We start from the raw sequence: 17,633 nt of genomic DNA on the forward strand, positions 1-17,633 counted from the left end.
ACGTCGACTGCTCGACGCGATCCGGGCGCCACGCCGGCCCCTTGTTCAGGATCACCACGCGCAGTCCCGCCTCGGCGGCCCGTAGCGCGGCGACCAGGCCGGCGACACCCGCGCCGACCACCACGAAGTCCGCGCGCACTGCGTCGGCGGACCAGACGTCGCGTTGAATCTGCGCCATCGCTCAACCTCTCGGACGGGAAATCGTGTAGTCAGGACAACCACCCCGACGTGTTTTCGATTCCCAGTCGAAAACCTTACTCCACGATAGCGCGACGACGGGTCCGCCGCTGCCGGCCGCAGAGCACGTCAGATGGTGGCGGTGTCGATGACGAACCGGTAGCGCACGTCGCTGGCGACCACTCGGTCGTACGCCTCGTTGATCCGGTCGGCCGCGATGACCTCGATCTCCGCGCCGATCCCGTGCTCGGCGCAGAAGTCGAGCATCTCCTGGGTCTCGGCGATCCCACCGATCATCGAGCCGGCGAAGCTGCGCCGGTTGGCGGTCACCGCGAATGCCGGGATCTCGATGGGGTGTTCGGGGAGGCCGAGTTCGACGAGTGTGCCGTTGATCGCGAGCATGCCGAGGTAGCGCTTCATGTCCAGGTTCGCCGAGACCGTGTTGATGATCAGGTCGAACTCGTTGCGCAGCGTCTTGAACGTGTCCGGGTCGCTCGTCGCGTAGTAGTGATCGGCACCGAGCCGCAGGCCGTCCTCCATCTTCTTCAGCGACTGTGACAGCACGGTCACCTCCGCGCCCATGGCGTGCGCGAGCTTGACGCCGACGTGTCCGAGACCGCCGAGCCCGACGATGGCGACCTTCTTCCCCGGTCCCGCCTGCCAGTGGCGCAGCGGCGAGTAGAGGGTGATCCCGGCACACAGCAACGGCGCCGCGACGTCGAGGGCGATGCCCTCGGGGATGGCGCACACGTAGTTCTCGTCGACGACGATGCCGGCGCTGTAGCCGCCGTGGGTCGGCTCGCCGTCGCGCCCCACGGCGTTGTAGGTGCCGGTCATCCCGCGCTCGCAGTACTGTTCCTCGCCTTGGCGGCAGGCATCGCAGTCACGGCAGGAGTCGACGAAGCAGCCGACGCCGACGCGATCACCGACGGCGTAGCGGGTCACTGCGGCGCCGACCGCGGACACCGTGCCCGCGATCTCGTGCCCGGGCACGACGGGATAGGCGGTCCGGCCCCACTCACCGCGGGCGGTGTGGATGTCGGAATGACAGACACCGGCGTAGGCGATGTCGATGACGACGTCGTGCGGGCCTGGGTCGCGGCGTGCGATGGTCGTCGGCTCGAGGGGCCGGTCGGCGGCGGTGGCGATGTAGGCATTGACGGTGGTGGGCATGGGGCATCCTCCCTGTCGACATCAGTGCGTGGATCGGGTTCGTGGCCCGAACCGTTCCACTCTTCGTCAAGATCCTTCTCCGCGCTAATCATCGGGATCCAGATCACCGAAACAACATGTGCATGGTTGCGCACATGTGAGTTACGCTCAGGTCGTGGCCGGACTCCTGCGTGGTGTGACATTCCGTCACCTGTTCGCGGCCCAGATCGTGTCGTTGCTGGGTACCGGGGTGATGACCGTCGCGCTCGGCTTGCTCGCCTACTCGCTGGCCGGACCGCGAGCCGGTCAGGTCCTCGGGACCGCACTGGCCATCAAGATGGTTGCCTATGTGGTGATGGCACCGGTGATGCGCGCGGTCTGCGCCCGTTTGAGCGCGACGTCGGTCCTCGTCGGCGCCGATGTCGTCCGGATCCTGATGGCCCTGGCCCTGCCGTGGGTGGGCGAGGTGTGGCAGGTGTACCTGCTGGTCTTCGCGTTGCAGTCCGCGTCGGCGACGTTCACTCCGACCTTTCAGTCGGTCATCCCCGAGGTTGTTCCCGACCGCGACGAGTACACGCGCGCGATGTCGGCGTCGCGGATCGCCTACGACCTCGAGTCCGTTGTCAGTCCGCTGCTGGCCGCAGCGCTGCTCACCCTGATGAACTTCTCGGTGCTCTTTGTCGTCACCGCGGTCGGCTTCGCCGGCTCGGCCGCACTGGTGGTGACCTCCGGGCTCGCCGCCGCCGCGCCCGGCGGGCCCCGCCCGGTCGACGGCTTCTGGCCCCGGGCCACCGCCGGTGTGCGCGCGATGGTGTCGCAGCGGGCTTTTCGCGGGCTGTTGGCCGCGAATGTGGCCACCGCCGCGGCGACCGCGGTCGTCATCGTGTCGTCGGTGGTCTATGTGCGGTCGGTACTCGGACTCGCAAACGCGATGGTGGCGGTCGCGCTCGGGGTCTTCGGCGGCGGGTCGATCGTTGTCGCACTGGTCCTGCCGTGGCTGTTGCGTTCTACGACGACGCGCCGGGTCATCGTCGTCGGCGCGATGATCTGCGGCGCGGGGCTCGCGGGCACTGCGCTGATGCTCGCGGTGCGACCGGGATTCGTCGCCCTCGCCACCGTGTGGTTCGTGCTCGGTATCGGCACGTCGCTGATCAACACCGCGTCGCCGCGGCTGGTTCGTGATCACACCGACGACGCCGACCGCGATGCCATCTTCACCGCGCAGTTCTCGCTGTCGCATGCGGCGTTCCTCGTCACCTACCCGATCGCCGGGTGGGCGCCCGCGGTGCTCGGTGTCTGGGGCACCCCACTGCTGCTGGCCGTGGTCGCGGTCGCGGCCGGGATGGCCGCCGTGCTTACGTGGCGACCACACCCGACGATCCGACCCGCAACGCCTACGATGGCCGGTGAGCCCACCGTCGGCGAGCCGGTCGGCGGCTGATCGGCCGGGGCCGCGGGCGCGTCGAGGAGGAATCGGGAGACGATGTCGGACGAGACGACCCAACGTCGCGACCAGCCGAGCCTGTTTCACGCCGTCACCCCGGACCCGGAGCTGCTGCGCGTCGCCACCGCAACCTTCTCCATGCTGGCCGATCCCACCCGGCTGCACATCCTCTGGCTGCTGACCGAGGGCGAGTCCGACGTCGGCGCGCTCACCGACGCGGTCGGCGCGTCGCGGACCGCAGTCAGCCAGCATCTGGCGAAACTCCGCTTCACCGGGCTGGTCGAGACCCGCAAGGAAGGCCGCCACGTCATCTACCGGATCCGCGACGGTCACCTGAGCCGGCTGATCCTCGAGGCCCTCAACCTCGCCGACCATCAGATCACCGGCGAACCCGGCCATCGGTGAGGGCTTAGTCGAAGCCTTGCCAGCCGTCGAGCGTAAGTGGCGTCCGGTCCGTCGGCCCCTGGACGTATCGCTTCAGGTATGCGGTTTGCCACCGGTCATTGACCTGCGGGATCGGCAGTGGGAACCAGTAGCCGCTGTCCAGCCACATCTGGCCGAGCAACGGGACCGGCTGGCCGGAGATGTCGACGTGCGTGCCGACCGGCGGGTTGCCGAACGTGCCGTAGCGCGACCCCGGGCCGCCCCGCATCCGACCGTCGACGACGAACGGGGCCACATCGGTGCCGGCCTGCTCACCGTCGATGTAGAACGTCACATCGCGGTCGGTCAGCACGACCGAGTAGTCGTGTTCCTCGTTCAGGATGCTCAGCGGCAGCAACCTGATCTGCGGTAGCCCGCCGGCCCGCTTGGTCATCATGAAGAATCCGCGCGGGAAGTCCATGCCGAGCGCGTTCATGATCGGCTTGGCGAGCGTACTGGCATCGCCCACCGGATCGTTCGCGCCGTTGTACATGAACCATGCGAGTTCGAGGCCGATCGGGTCCACGGACCGATTCGACACCCCCCATCCGGTGGTGCCCGCCCAGGTCGGGATCTTCTGGGTGCCGCCGACCCGCATGGTCATCGTCCACCCGGGCTCGAAGACCGGTTTGGCGAGCAATTCCGCGTTGTTGTACGGGAACAGCGCGTGCAGGGTGTCGGGGAGCCCGAAGGTCACGCCATTGACGTCGAACCACAACCGGCTGTAGCCGACCGATGTATTGCACCAGTCATTGGGGACATGGGTGAAGTCCTCATCCATGGTGCGCGCCGGCTTCGGATCGTTGGTGCCGATGTAGCCGGCAAACCCGCGCGGTCGAAGCACCGCGCAATTCGGCACACCGTCGTCGACACCCGGTATCTGGATGTTCGGGTCCGCGAGGGCACCACCGCTACCCACCCAGGCGAGCATTGTCGCCGCGGTCACGCTCACCAGCCCGCGCACTACCGGTTTGTGCTGCATCCCGCCCTCTTGTGTCGGTCGGACCCCTCCGGACCGAGATTAACCAAACCCCCTGGTTCACACTGATACTTCCGCGGGCGAGACGCACACCGAACCTGCCCGCGCGGCATCGACCCCCGGCCGCCGGACCTCGTTACACTGACCGATGGTGATGACGCACAGCCCCGCCGACGGCGAATCCACGACCGGCCTCCAGACCCAGCTGTCCGGAGTGTCGACGCTCGCCGAGATCACCCGACTCGGCGCCATGACCGCGCATGCGTGGGCCGGAGTCGGGCGCTATGCGCTGCACACGGTCCGCGACGCATTGCAGGGGCGGGCGCCGTCGAGCCAACGGGCCGCCCACGAGGTGCGCGCCACGTTCGAACATCTCGGCCCCACCTACGTCAAACTCGGTCAGCTCATCGCCTCGAGCCCTGGGGTGTTCACCGAGACGCTGTCGACCGAGTTCGAATCCCTCCTCGATCGGGTGAAACCGGCCGACCCCGCGCAGATCCGCGACCTGTTCGTCGCCGAACTCGGCGCACCGCCCGAAGACGTGTTCGCCACGTTCGATCCGGACCCGATCGCCTCGGCCTCCATCGCCCAGGTCCACACCGCGACCCTGCACACCGGCGACGAGGTCGTGGTCAAGATCCAGCGGCCCGGCATCGCCGAACGCCTCGCACCCGACGTCGCGCTGCTCGAGCGCTTCGCCGGACTTGTCGAGATCTCGGAGTACGGGCGCATGCTCAGCGCACGACACGTCGTCGAGGACTTCGCCGACGGGCTGTCCGCCGAACTGGACTTCCGCAACGAAGCCGACACGATGCGTGAGTGGTACGCGTGCCTGAAGGACGGGCCATTCGGCGATCGGGTCCGCGTGCCGGAGGTCTACGACGAACTGACCACCTCGCGGGTACTCACCATGGAACGGATCTACGCGATCCGTATCGATGACGCCGAAGCGGTCCGTGCGGCGGGGCATGACGGAGTGGCGCTGTGCCGCAACCTACTGCTGTCACTGCTCGAGTCCGCATTCCACGGCGGACTGTTCCACGGCGACCTGCACGCCGGCAATGTGCTCGTCGACGCGCAGGGACGGCTGGTCCTGCTCGACTTCGGGATCGTCGGTCGCTTCACCAAACGCACGCGCCGCATCCTGCGGCAGCTGGTCGTCGACCTCATCGTTCGGGGAGACTACGAGTCGGCGGGTCGGGCGATCTTCCTGCTGGGCGCAGTACACAACCCGTCGTCGACGGCGCAGGGGGCCGAGGACATCAAGAAGGTTGCGGTGCCGTTGTCGGCGACCGACCTCGGTTCGATGTCCTACACCGACCTCGGACGTCAGCTCGCGGCGGTCGCCAAGGCGCACGACGCGCGCCTCCCCCGCGAACTCGTGTTGGTCGGCAAGCAGCTGCTCTACGTGGAGAAGTACATGAAGCTACTGGCTCCGCGATGGAAGGCCATGTCCGACAAGGAGATCTACGGATACATGGCCGGGATCATGAAAGAAGCCGAGCGGGATCGGCGCGCCGAGCGGGCTCGGCTGGGCTGAACATCGTCGATCACACGGCCACTCCTCGGCGACCCACCACTCCTCGGCGTCCGAATTGCCCGACACGTCCTCGACGGGTCTCGGCATAACTCGGGCCTCGTACCACTAGTGTTGGGGCGTTGAGTCCGGATTTCAGGAGTGGAGTATGAGACGAGTCTGGCTGGCGCTGCCGGCGTTCTTCGGCGCTGCATTCATCGCTGCCGCGATCGCCGTGCCGCTGATCCTGATCCCGCAACTGAAGGTGGTGCCGCTCGATCTCGACATCACGTCGGATGCGACCACCGTGCCCGAGGACGGTTCGGGCGAACGGTTCCCGGCCCAGGTCTTCGACCGCTGCTCGATCAGTGAGAGTAAGGCGCAGGTCCTCGACGCCCACCTCACCCAGCAGCGCCGCTCGATCATCGTCGATCCGTCGGACCGCGATCAGGCGACGCTGCAGTCGGCCCAGACGGTCCAGATCGATCGGCTCCGTTACCCCGATGGCACCGAGACCGAGCCGAAGATGGCACCCGCAGGGACCCCGCGGACATGCAAAGACGGACTCCTGAGCGCCAACATCGACCGGGTCTCGGTCGACCGGAAGACCGCGGTGCCCAATGGCAACGTGAGTTCCCTGCAACTCGAGGCCGCACCCCAGGGCGTCAACCCCGCCGACGTGTCGGTCGAGCTGCCCGGCCGCCAGGGCTTCCAATACAAGTTCGGTTTCGACGTCCAGAAGCGCTCCTATCTCGTCTACGACACGAACGTCCGCCTCGACGTCCCGGCGGAGTTCGTCGCCGAGAAGACGATCGACGGAGTCAAGACCTACGAGTTCGTCGCCGAGATTCCCGAGACCGACGTGTCGAACCTGCCCAACCCGCAGGGGGAAGCACCCCTGGGCTCGATCCTGACCATGCCGGCGAGCTGGTGGGGTATCTCGGGCCCGGGTGTACGGCCCAACGACTCGGTCACCATGCACCGGTATGCCACGGCCACCAAGCACATGTGGGTCGAGCCGGAGACCGGGATCATCGTCGACGGTATGGAGGATCAGTACCAATACTTCCGCTCGCCGGATCAGAGCGACGCCACCCCGCAACCGGTGCGCGATTTCGAGATGACTGTGCTCAAGGGCCGGTTCAAGTGGGCGGATTCGACGGTCTCCGGTCAGGCAAGCCGCGCCGACGAGAACGTCGGACTGCTCAAGCTCGCCAGCTTCTGGCTGCCGCTGATCCTCGGCGTCATCGGCGTCGCACTGCTGGGCCTGTGGGGCTTCCTGTTCTGGCGGTCGCGCCGCTCGGGCTCCGACGACACGCCCCCCGCGGACACCACCGAGGGCGATGAACCGATCGAGCCGGAGACCGGGTACGGGGCCGCTGCCGATGACCAGTCGACCAGCCCCTGGGACCGGCCGACCGAGCAGATCCCGCGCGTGCAGGATTCCCCGGGTGATACACCGACGCAGAACTTCTCCCCACCTGGGCAGGATGGGCCCACCCAGGAGTTCCGGCGCCCGCCGAGCGAGTAGCCCCACCCCGGGGGTTCCGGCGCCCGCCGGGCGAGTAGCCCACCGGGGGTTCCGGCGCCCGCCGAGCGAGTAGCCCCACCCCAGGAGTTCCGGCGCCCGCCGAGCGAGTAGCCCCACCCCGGGGGTTCCGGCGCCCGCCGGGCGAGTAGACACCTCCTCCTCCGACGCCCCGGGGCTCCCCGACAACGACACCGCGGCCGGTGACCCGAAGGTCACCGGCCGCGGTGTGTGGAGTTCAGATCCTCGTGGATGAGAGCAAGGATCAGAAGAAGGCGGGGCGGAAGGTCGTGGCCCACGATTGCTTGAAGTCGCTCTCCCAGTAGTCCCACCAGTGCACGCCGTCGGGGGTGATATGCGTGGTCAGCTTGACGCCGGGCACCAGCGCGACGCGACCGATGTACATCTGGCTGCTCACCGACGCGGCCACCTCGAGCGGCACCATCTGCGAGAACTTCACCGGGTTGAAGTTGGCGCTGGTCGGATCGACCGACGTGTCGTACCGGCTACCGAGCCCGCTGCCCGACGACACATACACATACTTACCGGCCAGGTTGCCTGCGCTCAGGAACGGGTCGTTCTGGAACCACTGCCCGGCCGGGAAGAGGCCCCACATGTTGGTCGGGTCACCGCCCATCTCGGCCACCGACAGCTGGATGCCCTGGGTGAAGCCGGGGAAGGTGACCGTCGGGTAGCCGCTGTAGGAGGCGACCGCCTTGTAGAAACCGGGGTGACGCGACGCGAGGTTCAGCGCCGAGGTACCCGACATCGACAGACCGGCGATGCCGTTGCGACGGTTGTCGCTGTTGTGCTTGCGGGCCATGTACGCCGGCAGTTCGCGTGTGAGGAAGGTCTCCCACTTGTTGACGCCGAGCTTCGGGTCGACCTGATCCCAGTCGGTGTAGAAGCTGCCCCCGCCACCGAACGGAATCGCGACGTTGACGCCCTTGCCGACCATGAAGTCGTCGACGTCGGTGTTCTGCAGCCAGCCGCTGGTGTTGTTCGGGGCCCGCAGACCGTCGAGGACATAGAGGGTGGGCTTGGGGCCCCCGCCACCACCGTCGACGATGCGCACCGGGATGTTGCGGTGCATCGCCGCGGAGTAGACGTACTCGGTGGTTCCGGCCGCCTGCGCGGTGGGTGCGGCCACCACGGCGCCGCCGGTCGCGGCCACGAGGGCGACGAGTCCGGCGACGAGGCGCCTACGGGCACGTGTCAGCATTAACAATCCTTACGATCTTGACCTCGAACAAAGGGCAACGGTCACTCTCAGGGGATTCTAAGGCTGAACTCCCCCGCCCGATCCCCGTCGTGAGGCAGTGTAACGGCTCGATAACGCTCCGGCAAAGGCAAGTGACGTGCCCCGTGACCGGCGGCTCGGTCGCAGCCACGACACCACCGAGGGCACAACCAGCGCATTTCGCCGGCTCCCCAGGCGACCGGTTCCCCCGGCGCATTCTCCCGACGACGCGCGCCACGGCGCTGTTATCCGATTGCTCACCCAACGGTGACCAGCCGGTCACGATCCCGTCGTTTTCGGACCGGTCCCGGCGCGACGACCCGAGGGCCAAGTGGTCCTGTTCATAAATTCGTCCGGGGTGTTCGGTGGAGCGATGGGCGACTGGCAAGGCGGAGGAGTGAGCGATGACAGCGTCATCGTGATCGACGACAACGCAGCCAGTCGTTCATCGAACGCCGAAGACCCCCGACGAATTTGTGGACAGGACCACTAAGGTCGACATCAATCGACACGAGGAGGGCGTGTGAGCCAGCAGCAAGCCGACGCAGTCGTGGTGGGGTCCGGCTTGGCCGGCCTCGTGGCGACCTACGAGCTCACCCGAGCCGGACGCAAGGTCATCGTCGTCGACCAGGAGAACCGCAACAACCTCGGGGGCCAGGCGTTCTGGTCGCTGGGCGGACTCTTCCTCGTGGACAGTCCCGAGCAACGGCGCCTCGGTATCAAGGACTCCGCCGAACTGGCCCTGCAGGACTGGATGGGGTCGGCCGGTTTCGACCGCGACGACGAGGACTTCTGGCCCCGACAGTGGGCCCGCGCCTACGTCGATTTCGCGTCGACCATCAAACGCCAGTACCTCCACGACCTCGGCTTGCGGATCACGCCCATCGTCGGATGGGCCGAACGGGGCGGTGGATTCGCCGACGGCCACGGCAACTCGGTGCCCCGATTCCACCTGACCTGGGGTACCGGACCCGAAGTGGTCCGCGTCTTCGCCGATCCGGTGCTCGAGGCCGAGAAGCGCGGCCTGGTCGAGTTCCGCTTCCGTCATCGCGTCGACGAACTCGTCATGGAGGAGGGCGCGGCCGTCGGGGTCCGCGGAGCGATCCTCGAGCCCACCGACCTGGAGCGCGGTGTCGCGTCGTCGCGGGAGGTCGTCGGCGATTTCGAGGTCCGGGCCGGCGCGGTGATCGTCACCACCGGCGGCATCGGACACAACCACGACCTGATCCGGCAGAACTGGCCGACCGAGCGGCTCGGCCCCGCGCCGTCGACGATGATCTCCGGGGTTCCCGCCTATGTCGACGGCCGGATGCTGGGCATCGCCGAGTCCGCCGGCGCCAGTCTGGTGAACCGCGACCGCATGTGGCACTACACCGAGGGCATCCACAACTGGGACCCGATCTGGCCCGACCACGCCATCCGCATCATCCCCGGTCCGTCGTCACTATGGCTCGACGCGAACGGCAACCGGCTCGTCCCGCCGAACTTCCCCGGCTTCGACACCAACGCGACGATGAAGGAGATCCTGGCCACCGGTCACGACTACTCCTGGTTCATCCTCACCCAGAGCATCATCGAGAAGGAGTTCGCGCTGTCGGGGTCGGAGCAGAACCCCGACATCACCAGCAAGGACATGAAGTTCGCGTTCAAGAGCCGCCTGGCCAAGGGCGCACCCGGTCCGGTCGACGCGTTCACCAAGCACGGCATCGATTTCGTGGTCCGCGACAACCTCCCCGAACTCGTCGCCGGCATGAACGCCATCGCCCGCGGACCGAAACTCGACCTGCAGCAGATCGAACTGGTGATCTCGGCCCGCGACGCCGAGGTCGACAACAAGTTCTCCAAGGACGCGCAGTTGATGGCCATCACCAACGCGCGACAGTACCTCGGCGACAAACTCACCCGGGTCGCCAAACCACACCGCCTGCTCGATCCCGACCACGGACCATTGATCGCCGTCCGGCTCAACATCCTGACCCGCAAGACGCTCGGCGGGCTGGAGACCAACCTCGACTCGCAGGTGATGCGCCCGGACGGGACGGCCTTCGACGGACTGTTCGCCGCGGGTGAGGTCGCCGGCTTCGGCGGTGGCGGGGTGCACGGCTACAACGCGCTGGAGGGCACGTTCCTCGGCGGCTGTATCTTCTCCGGCCGGGCCGCCGGCCTCGCCGTCGCGCGCGACTGACCATCTCGCCTCGCGTCATGTCGTACGGACGTACCGGAACGCGCCGTCGGCTAGAGTGGCCATCGTGCCGGTTCCCCAGACGATCCTGACACGCAAGACGAAACACGCCCTCTTCCTGGTCCTCACCATCGACTCCGGCGGTGAGGACGCCGTCCGCGACACGCTGGGGGATCTCGGGTCGCTGACCAACGCCGTGGGATCACGCGCACCAGACGCCGCGCTGGCCGCCATCGTCTCCATCGGATCGCAGGCCTGGGATCGTCTCTTCGTCGGCCCGCGGCCCCGGTCGCTGCGGCCGTTCGTCGCCTGCGAGGGCGAGGTACACACCGCGCCGGCCACGCCTGCCGATCTCCTCCTTCACATCAAGGCCGATCGGATGGATCTGTGCTTCGAGGTGGGACGACTGGTGATGTCTGCGCTCGGTGATGCCGTGAGGGTCGCCGACGAGGTGCACGGATTCCGCTACTTCGACCTGCGTGACCTGATCGGCTTCGTCGACGGCACCGAGAACCCGGTCGGGCAGGCGGCCGTCGACGCGATCACCGTCGGCGACGAGGACGCTGCGTTCGCCGGCGGCAGCTATGTCGCGATCCAACGCTATGTTCACGACCTGACCGCGTGGAACGCCCTGCCGGTCACCGAGCAGGAAGCCGCCATCGGCCGCACGAAGCTCGACAACATCGAGATGGACGACGACGTCAAGCCGACGAACTCGCATATCGCGCTCAACGTGGTCGAAGGCGCCGACGGCAACGAGATCGACGTGGTCCGCGACAACATGCCCTACGGCGACGCCTCGGGCACCGGGGACCGCGGCACCTTCTACATCGCCTACTCGGCCGGACCCGACGTCACCGAACAGATGCTGCGCAAGATGTTCATCGGTGACCCGCCGGGCAACCACGACCGCCTTCTCGACTTCACGACCGCCGTGAGCGGAGCGCAGTTCTACACCCCCACCGTCGACTTCCTCGAGAACCTCCCCGACCCACCCGAGGCCGAACGGCAGTCGGCCGACGCCGATCCCGAGCGTGACGAGCCAACCCGACCACATCCATCCGATGGCTCCCTGGGCATCGGATCGCTGCACTGAGCCCTACCCGTCTGACACCGGCCGACCGAGGAGGTAGTCCATGAACAACCTGCACCGCGAGCTCGCCCCGATCTCCGCCGCCGCGTGGGCCGAGATCGAGGAGGAGGCCACCCGCTCGTTCAAGCGCAACAGCGCGGCCCGGCGCCTGGTCGACGTCAACGGCCCCCTCGGTCTCGACGTCGCGTCGGTGACCCTGGGTCATCGGTCGAAGATCGACCCGCCGGGTGAGGGCATCGTCGCCCACACCCGGCTGGCGCAGCCGCTGATCGAACTCAAGGTGCCGTTCACGCTGCGCCGCGAGGCCATCGACGACGTCGACCGCGGCTCGCAGGACTCCGACTGGGATCCGGTGCGCGACGCGGCCGCGCAGCTGGCGCATGCCGAGGACCGGGCGGTCTTCGAGAGCTACGCGGCGGGCGGCATCAGCGGGCTGCGCGCGTCGGCGTCGGCCACCCCGATCGACCTGCCGGCCGAGGTTCGCGACTACCCGGAGGCGCTCGCCCAGGCGACCACCGCGCTGCGGTTGGCCTCGGTGGAGGGCCCGTATTCGCTGGCGCTGTCGGCGGACGTCTACCAGCTCGTGAACGAGACGTCCGACCACGGCATCCCGATCCGCGATCACCTGCAGCGGATGCTCGTCGGCGGCGGCGACATCGTGTGGGCCCCCGCGATCACCGGCGCCTTCCTGCTCAGCACGCGCGGCGGCGACTTCGAACTCAGCATCGGCCAGGACGTGTCGATCGGGTACGACTCCCACGACTCCGAGACGGTGACCCTGTACTTCCAGGAATCGTTCACCTACCTGACCTACACGCCCGAGGCGGTCGTGCCGTTCACCTTCGCGGGCTGAGCGACCGCCCATGACCAAAACCTCGACGAGCTCGGTCCCCGCGGAACGTCTGCTCGACCACATCCGGCCCGGCTGCAACGTGATCGCCCCGCTGTATGCGGCGGAACCCGAATCACTGCTCGACGCCCTCGAGGCGGGCAACGAGCAGCTCTCGGGGGTGCGGGTGCACCAGATGAGCGCGGTCACCGAACGCGCCTACATCCGTGGCGAGTTCGGCGACCGACTCCGCCACGTGGACTACTTCCTCTCACCGGCCACCCGACAGGCGTTCTGGAACGGCACCTGCGACCTCGTGGCGAGCCACTTCTCCGAGACGCCGACCCTGCTGCGCGCCCTGCACGGACCGAAGATCGTCATCACCGGTGCGAGCATGCCCGACGAACACGGCTACTTCTCACTCGGCACCAACGCCGAATACTGCGCCGCGCTCATCGGCGAGATGCCGTTCTTCCTCGAGGCCAACCACCAGATGCCCCACACCTACGGCGAGAACCACATCCACATCAGCCAGATCGTCGGCTGGACCGAGGTCGACCGCCCCCTCTTCGAGACCCACACCAACGGCGACGACCCGCGCGATCACGCCATCGCCGAGCACATCGTCGACCGCATCCCCGACGGGGCGTGCATGCAGTTCGGCATCGGTACCGTGCCCGACCGGATCGCCGCCCTACTCACGGGCCATCGCGACCTGGGCATCAACACCGAGGTCATCACCGACGGCGTGATGCGCCTGGTGCAGTCCGGTGCGGTGACCGGCGCCCGAAAGACGCATCACCGCGCCAAGCATGTGGCGACGTTCTGTCTGGGCTCACGTGAACTGTACGACTGGATCGACTCGAACCCGGGGGTGGCGCTGCTGCCTGTCGACCAGACCAACGATCCGCGTCTCATCGGCGAGGAGACCAATGTGGTCTCCATCAATGCCACCACCGAGGTCGACCTGATGGGGCAGGCGGCCAGCGAGACCATCGCGGGCCGCTACTGGTCAGGGTCGGGCGGACAGGTGGATTTCGCGCGCGGCGCCCTGTATTCCGACGGCGGGCAGGGCTTCCTGGTCACCCGCGCGACGACGTCGAAGGGCAACAGCCGGATCACCGCACGACTGTCGCCCGGCAGTGTGGTCACCACCCACAAGAACACCATCGACAACGTCGTCACCGAATACGGGATCGCGATGCTGCGGGGCCGGAGCCTACGAGAGCGCGCCAGCGCACTGATCGCGATCGCGGCCCCTGAACATCGCGACGACCTCACCCGGGCGGCGCGGGAATCGGGATTTCTCTGAGGGACTCTCCGGGGTCTACCCGTCCGGAGCCGCGGAAATCGCATCGCGTCTCGTCGGTGGATCTTGCTAGCGTCATCGGAGTGATCTCGTCATGCTGATTCAGCTCATCCGCACGTATGTGTCGCGGTATCGCACGAACATCATGGCCGTCGTGGCCCTGCAGCTCGTCGCGACCGGGGCGATGCTGTACCTGCCGACGCTCAACGCCGACATCATCGACAACGGCGTGGCACGCGGCGACACCGACTACATCCTGCGCATCGGCGGCTGGATGCTGGTCATCACCGTCGCCCAGGTGATCTGCACGGTCAGCGCGCAGTACTTCGGTGCGCGGGCCGCGCTCGGCTCCGGCCGCGACATCCGCCACGACCTGCTGCACCGGGTCAACACCTTCTCCGCCCGCGAGGTCGGCTCGTTCGGCGCGCCCTCGTTGATCACCCGCACCACCAACGACGTGCAGCAGGTGCAGATGCTCATCGTGATGAGCACCATGATCCTGGTCATGGCCCCGATCATGTGTGTCGGCGGGATCGTGATGGGCATCCGGGTGGCGGCCGGATTGTCGTGGGTGCTGGTGGTGGCCGTGCCGGTGCTCGGCGTGACGATGGGCGTCATCATCGGCCGGATGATCCCCGGCTTCCGGGCGATGCAGGACCGTATCGACAACATCAACCGTGTGCTGCGCGAGCAGATCACCGGCATCCGTGTCGTGCGCGCATTCGTCCGCGAACGCCACGAGATCGCACGGTTCTCGGTCGCCAACGACCAACTGGCGGACGCCACGCTGCGCGTCGGGCGCATGATGGCGCTGATGTTCCCGGTGGTCATGCTGATCACCAACGTGACCATCGTCGCGATCATCTGGTTCGGCGGACACCGGGTGTCCGACGGCACCGTGGAGATCGGTGCGCTCACCGCAATGATCACCTACGTCATGCAGATCATGATGTCGGTCATGATGGCGTCGTTCCTGGCGATGATGGCGCCGCGCGCGGCGGTGTGCGCCGAACGCATCACCGAGGTGCTCGGCACCGAGACGTCGGTGCACCCGCCGGCGAGCCCGGTCGGCTTCGCCGGCGACCCGGCCGCCGTCGAGTTCCGGCATGCGGAATTCCGGTATCCGGGCGCCGACGCCCCCGTGCTGTCGGACATGACCTTCCGGGTCGGGCCCGGCACCACCACCGCCATCGTCGGGTCGACCGGTTCGGGGAAGACGACACTGCTCGGGCTGGTGCCCCGCCTCATCGACGCCACCGACGGTGAGGTGCTCGTCGGCGGGACGGACGTGCGACGCCTCGATCCCGACGCGTTGCGGGCGGTCATCGGACTCGTTCCGCAGCGGCCATACCTGTTCTCCGGCACCGTCGCCTCCAACGTCCGGCACGGCAAACCCGACGCCACCGACGACGAGATCTGGGAGGCGCTGCGGGTCGCACAGGCCGAGGACTTCGTACGGGCGATGCCCGAGGGGCTCGACACCCCGATCGCGCAGGGCGGTACGACGGTGTCGGGCGGTCAGCGCCAGCGCCTGGCCATCGCGCGGGCGGTGATCCGTCGGCCGTCGGTCTATCTGTTCGACGACGCGTTCTCGGCGCTGGACCTGGCCACCGACGCGCGGCTGCGGGCGGCGCTCAGACCTGCCACTGCCGATGCCGCGGTCGTCATCGTCGCGCAGCGCATCTCGACGATCATCGACGCCGACCAGATCGTGGTGCTCGACCGCGGGCGCATCGTCGGCCTCGGGACCCACGACGATCTGCTCGAGACGTGCCCGACCTACGCCGAGATCGCCCAGTCCCAGCTCGCGATCGGTGACCCCGCATGACCCGCCCCGGTGCCGGCGGCCCGCCGATGATGCGCGGCCCGGTCGAGAAGGCCCGGTCGTTCGGGCCGTCGGTGCGTCGTCTGCTGAGTCTGTTGCTGTCCTATCGGGGTTTCATGGCGGTCATCCTGGTGGCCATCGTCGTCTCGGTGGCGCTGACCGCGGTCGCGCCGCGGGTCCTCGGTCATGCCACCGACCTGATCTTCGACGGCGTCATCGGCCGGATGCTGCCGGCCGGGCTCACCAAGGACGAGGCGGTGACCGGCCTGCGGGCCCGCGGCGACGAGACATTCGCCGACATGGTCGGCTCGATGAACGTGATCCCCGGCGTCGGCGTCGACTTCGCGGCCGTCGGGCGGGTGCTGCTGATCGTCCTGGCCCTGTATGTGGGTTCGGCAGTGCTGTCGTGGTTGGCGGCCTATCTGCTCAACATCGTCGTGGTGGGTACGATCCGCGGCCTGCGCGCCGACGTCGAGGACAAGGTGCATCGTCTCCCGCTGCGCTACTACGACACGATCCCCCGCGGCGACCTGCTCAGCCGGGTGACCAACGATCTCGACAATCTGTCGCAGAGTCTGCAGCAGACCATCTCGCAGTTCCTCAACTCGGTCCTGACGGTGATCGCGCTGCTGGCCATGATGATCTGGATCTCGCCGCTGCTGGCCGTCATCGCGGTCCTCACGGTGCCGCTCGCGTTCGGCGCCACCGCGTTCATCGCGAAGCGCTCCAAGCCGCATTTCATGGCCCAATGGTCCTCGACCGGCAAACTCAACGCCCAGGTCGAGGAGGCGTTCACCGGACATGAGCTGGTCAAGGCGTTCGGTCGCCAGCACGAGATCGAGGCGACCTTCGACGAACGCAACGACAAGCTCTACGAGTCGAGTTGGCGCGCCCAGTTCATCTCGGGCGTGATCATGCCGACCATCATGTTCCTGGGGAACCTGAACTACGTCGCGGTCGCCGTCGTCGGTGGTCTGCGGGTCGCGTCCGGGTCGTTGAGCCTCGGCGAGGTGCAGGCGTTCATCCAGTACTCCCGGCAGTTCACCCAGCCGCTCACCCAGATCGGCTCGATGTTCAACCTGATGCAGAGCGGTGTCGCGTCGGCCGAACGCATCTTCGACATCCTCGACGCCGAGGAGGAGTCCCCCGACCCGGTCGATCCCCACACTCCCGCCGACGACCACGGGCTGATCGCCTTCGACGACGTGTCGTTCCGCTATGAGCCGGACACGCCGCTGATCGAGAACCTGTCGCTGGTCGCCGAACCCGGCCACATGGTGGCCATCGTCGGGCCGACCGGCGCCGGCAAGACCACCCTGGTGAACCTGATCATGCGGTTCTACGACGTCGACGCCGGCCGGATCTGTGTCGACGGGGTGGATTCGCGGCGCATGACCCGTGACGACCTCCGCGAACGCATCGGGATGGTGCTGCAGGATTCGTGGCTGTTCGGCGGCACCATCTACGACAACATCGCCTACGGCGATCCGACCGCCACCCGGGCCGAGGTGATGGAGGCGGCGATGCTCAGCCATGTCCACCATTTCGTCCGGACCCTGCCGGACGGCTACGACACCGTCATCGACGAGGAGGGCGGCGGGGTGAGTGCCGGCGAACGCCAGCTGATCACGATCGCCCGTGCGTTCCTCGCCAAACCGACCATCCTGATCCTCGACGAGGCCACCAGTTCGGTGGACACCCGCACCGAGCTGCTGATCCAGCAGGCGATGGCGAACCTGCGCACCGACCGCACCAGTTTCGTCATCGCGCACCGGCTCTCGACGGTCCGCGACGCCGACGTCATCGTCGTGATGGAGGACGGACACATCGTCGAGCAGGGCAACCACGACCAGCTGCTCGCCGCGCAGGGCGCCTACTGCCGGCTCTACAACAGCCAGTTCGCGGGGCCGGTCGAGGCGACCTGAACGGAGGTCCC

Annotated in this window: 14 protein-coding genes; 10 read left to right on the forward strand and 4 right to left on the reverse strand. The window is 67.6% G+C overall.

Annotated elements, in window-relative coordinates; genetic code table 11:
• Both GORHZ_RS29840 and GORHZ_RS02810 read right to left on the reverse strand, forming a co-directional pair.
• Positions 1-178: FAD-dependent oxidoreductase (locus GORHZ_RS29840; RefSeq protein WP_006330244.1), on the reverse strand; the 178-nt coding region annotated here is incomplete at its 3' end.
• Positions 179-306: 128 nt separating this feature from the next.
• Positions 307-1,350 carry an NAD(P)-dependent alcohol dehydrogenase gene (locus GORHZ_RS02810; protein WP_006330245.1) on the reverse strand — a complete coding sequence of 348 codons (1,044 nt, stop codon included), beginning with the start codon at positions 1,348-1,350 and terminating at the stop codon, positions 307-309.
• A gap of 136 nt (positions 1,351-1,486) precedes the next feature.
• Here GORHZ_RS02810 and GORHZ_RS02815 point away from each other — a divergent pair, with 136 nt between their 5' ends.
• Entirely contained in the window at positions 1,487-2,770 is a 1,284-nt protein-coding gene (locus tag GORHZ_RS02815) for an MFS transporter (protein WP_245551330.1), read from the forward strand.
• Positions 2,771-2,812: 42 nt separating this feature from the next.
• A complete protein-coding gene (locus tag GORHZ_RS02820) occupies positions 2,813-3,178 on the forward strand; it encodes an ArsR/SmtB family transcription factor (protein WP_006330247.1) in 366 nt (121 codons plus the stop codon).
• 4 nt (positions 3,179-3,182) lie between these two features.
• Here the strand turns inward: GORHZ_RS02820 and GORHZ_RS02825 are convergent, their stop codons facing one another.
• Entirely contained in the window at positions 3,183-4,178 is a 996-nt protein-coding gene (locus tag GORHZ_RS02825) for a hypothetical protein (protein WP_006330248.1), read from the reverse strand.
• A 145-nt stretch (positions 4,179-4,323) separates the two neighbouring features.
• On the opposite strand from GORHZ_RS02825, the gene GORHZ_RS02830 reads away from it, so the two are divergent.
• Together GORHZ_RS02830 and pgfA are read left to right on the forward strand one after the other, a co-directional pair.
• Positions 4,324-5,715, forward strand: a complete 1,392-nt coding sequence (locus GORHZ_RS02830) for an ABC1 kinase family protein (protein ID WP_006330249.1) — start codon at positions 4,324-4,326, stop codon at positions 5,713-5,715.
• A gap of 145 nt (positions 5,716-5,860) precedes the next feature.
• Positions 5,861-7,222: a cell envelope lipid trafficking protein PgfA gene (pgfA, locus tag GORHZ_RS02835; RefSeq protein ID WP_006330250.1), complete on the forward strand. Its 1,362-nt coding sequence runs from the start codon at positions 5,861-5,863 to the stop codon at positions 7,220-7,222.
• 262 nt (positions 7,223-7,484) lie between these two features.
• Here the strand turns inward: pgfA and GORHZ_RS02840 are convergent, their stop codons facing one another.
• On the reverse strand, positions 7,485-8,441 hold the full coding sequence (locus GORHZ_RS02840; RefSeq protein ID WP_006330251.1) for an alpha/beta hydrolase: 957 nt from the start codon (positions 8,439-8,441) through the stop codon (positions 7,485-7,487).
• Positions 8,442-8,982: 541 nt separating this feature from the next.
• Here GORHZ_RS02840 and GORHZ_RS02845 point away from each other — a divergent pair.
• From GORHZ_RS02845 to GORHZ_RS02870, 6 genes are all read left to right on the forward strand, one after another.
• Complete coding sequence (locus GORHZ_RS02845; protein ID WP_006330253.1) at positions 8,983-10,644, forward strand: FAD-binding dehydrogenase; 1,662 nt, start codon at positions 8,983-8,985, stop codon at positions 10,642-10,644.
• A gap of 64 nt (positions 10,645-10,708) precedes the next feature.
• Positions 10,709-11,737, forward strand: coding sequence for a Dyp-type peroxidase (locus GORHZ_RS02850; RefSeq protein ID WP_040529917.1), 1,029 nt, complete (start codon positions 10,709-10,711; stop codon positions 11,735-11,737).
• Between the two features lie 40 nt (positions 11,738-11,777).
• On the forward strand, positions 11,778-12,587 hold the full coding sequence (locus GORHZ_RS02855) for a family 1 encapsulin nanocompartment shell protein (RefSeq protein ID WP_006330257.1): 810 nt from the start codon (positions 11,778-11,780) through the stop codon (positions 12,585-12,587).
• 10 nt (positions 12,588-12,597) lie between these two features.
• Positions 12,598-13,875 (forward strand): acetyl-CoA hydrolase/transferase family protein, encoded by a 1,278-nt coding sequence (locus GORHZ_RS02860; protein WP_006330258.1) that lies wholly within the window; start codon positions 12,598-12,600, stop codon positions 13,873-13,875.
• A gap of 91 nt (positions 13,876-13,966) precedes the next feature.
• A complete protein-coding gene (locus GORHZ_RS02865; protein ID WP_006330259.1) occupies positions 13,967-15,700 on the forward strand; it encodes an ABC transporter ATP-binding protein in 1,734 nt (577 codons plus the stop codon).
• Positions 15,697-17,622: an ABC transporter ATP-binding protein gene (locus GORHZ_RS02870; protein ID WP_006330260.1), complete on the forward strand. Its 1,926-nt coding sequence runs from the start codon at positions 15,697-15,699 to the stop codon at positions 17,620-17,622. Before GORHZ_RS02865 ends, GORHZ_RS02870 begins: the two co-directional genes overlap by 4 nt.
• The last annotated feature ends 11 nt before the right edge of the window (positions 17,623-17,633 follow it).

It is taken from the genome of Gordonia rhizosphera NBRC 16068 (assembly GCF_000298195.1).
GTDB lineage: Bacteria > Actinomycetota > Actinomycetes > Mycobacteriales > Mycobacteriaceae > Gordonia > Gordonia rhizosphera.

Bases quoted from the DNA above. Each gene is read 5' to 3' on its own strand.
- GORHZ_RS02855 (WP_006330257.1), top strand. From the start codon at position 11,778: ATGAACAACCTGCACCGCGAGCTCGCCCCGATCTCCGCCGCCGCGTGG.
- GORHZ_RS02870 (WP_006330260.1), top strand. From the start codon at position 15,697: ATGACCCGCCCCGGTGCCGGCGGCCCGCCGATGATGCGCGGCCCGGTC.
- pgfA (WP_006330250.1), top strand. From the start codon at position 5,861: ATGAGACGAGTCTGGCTGGCGCTGCCGGCGTTCTTCGGCGCTGCATTC.
- GORHZ_RS02825 (WP_006330248.1), bottom strand. From the start codon at position 4,178: ATGCAGCACAAACCGGTAGTGCGCGGGCTGGTGAGCGTGACCGCGGCG.
- GORHZ_RS02830 (WP_006330249.1), top strand. From the start codon at position 4,324: ATGGTGATGACGCACAGCCCCGCCGACGGCGAATCCACGACCGGCCTC.
- GORHZ_RS02820 (WP_006330247.1), top strand. From the start codon at position 2,813: ATGTCGGACGAGACGACCCAACGTCGCGACCAGCCGAGCCTGTTTCAC.
- GORHZ_RS02840 (WP_006330251.1), bottom strand. From the start codon at position 8,441: ATGCTGACACGTGCCCGTAGGCGCCTCGTCGCCGGACTCGTCGCCCTC.
- GORHZ_RS02865 (WP_006330259.1), top strand. From the start codon at position 13,967: ATGCTGATTCAGCTCATCCGCACGTATGTGTCGCGGTATCGCACGAAC.
- GORHZ_RS02810 (WP_006330245.1), bottom strand. From the start codon at position 1,350: ATGCCCACCACCGTCAATGCCTACATCGCCACCGCCGCCGACCGGCCC.
- GORHZ_RS02860 (WP_006330258.1), top strand. From the start codon at position 12,598: ATGACCAAAACCTCGACGAGCTCGGTCCCCGCGGAACGTCTGCTCGAC.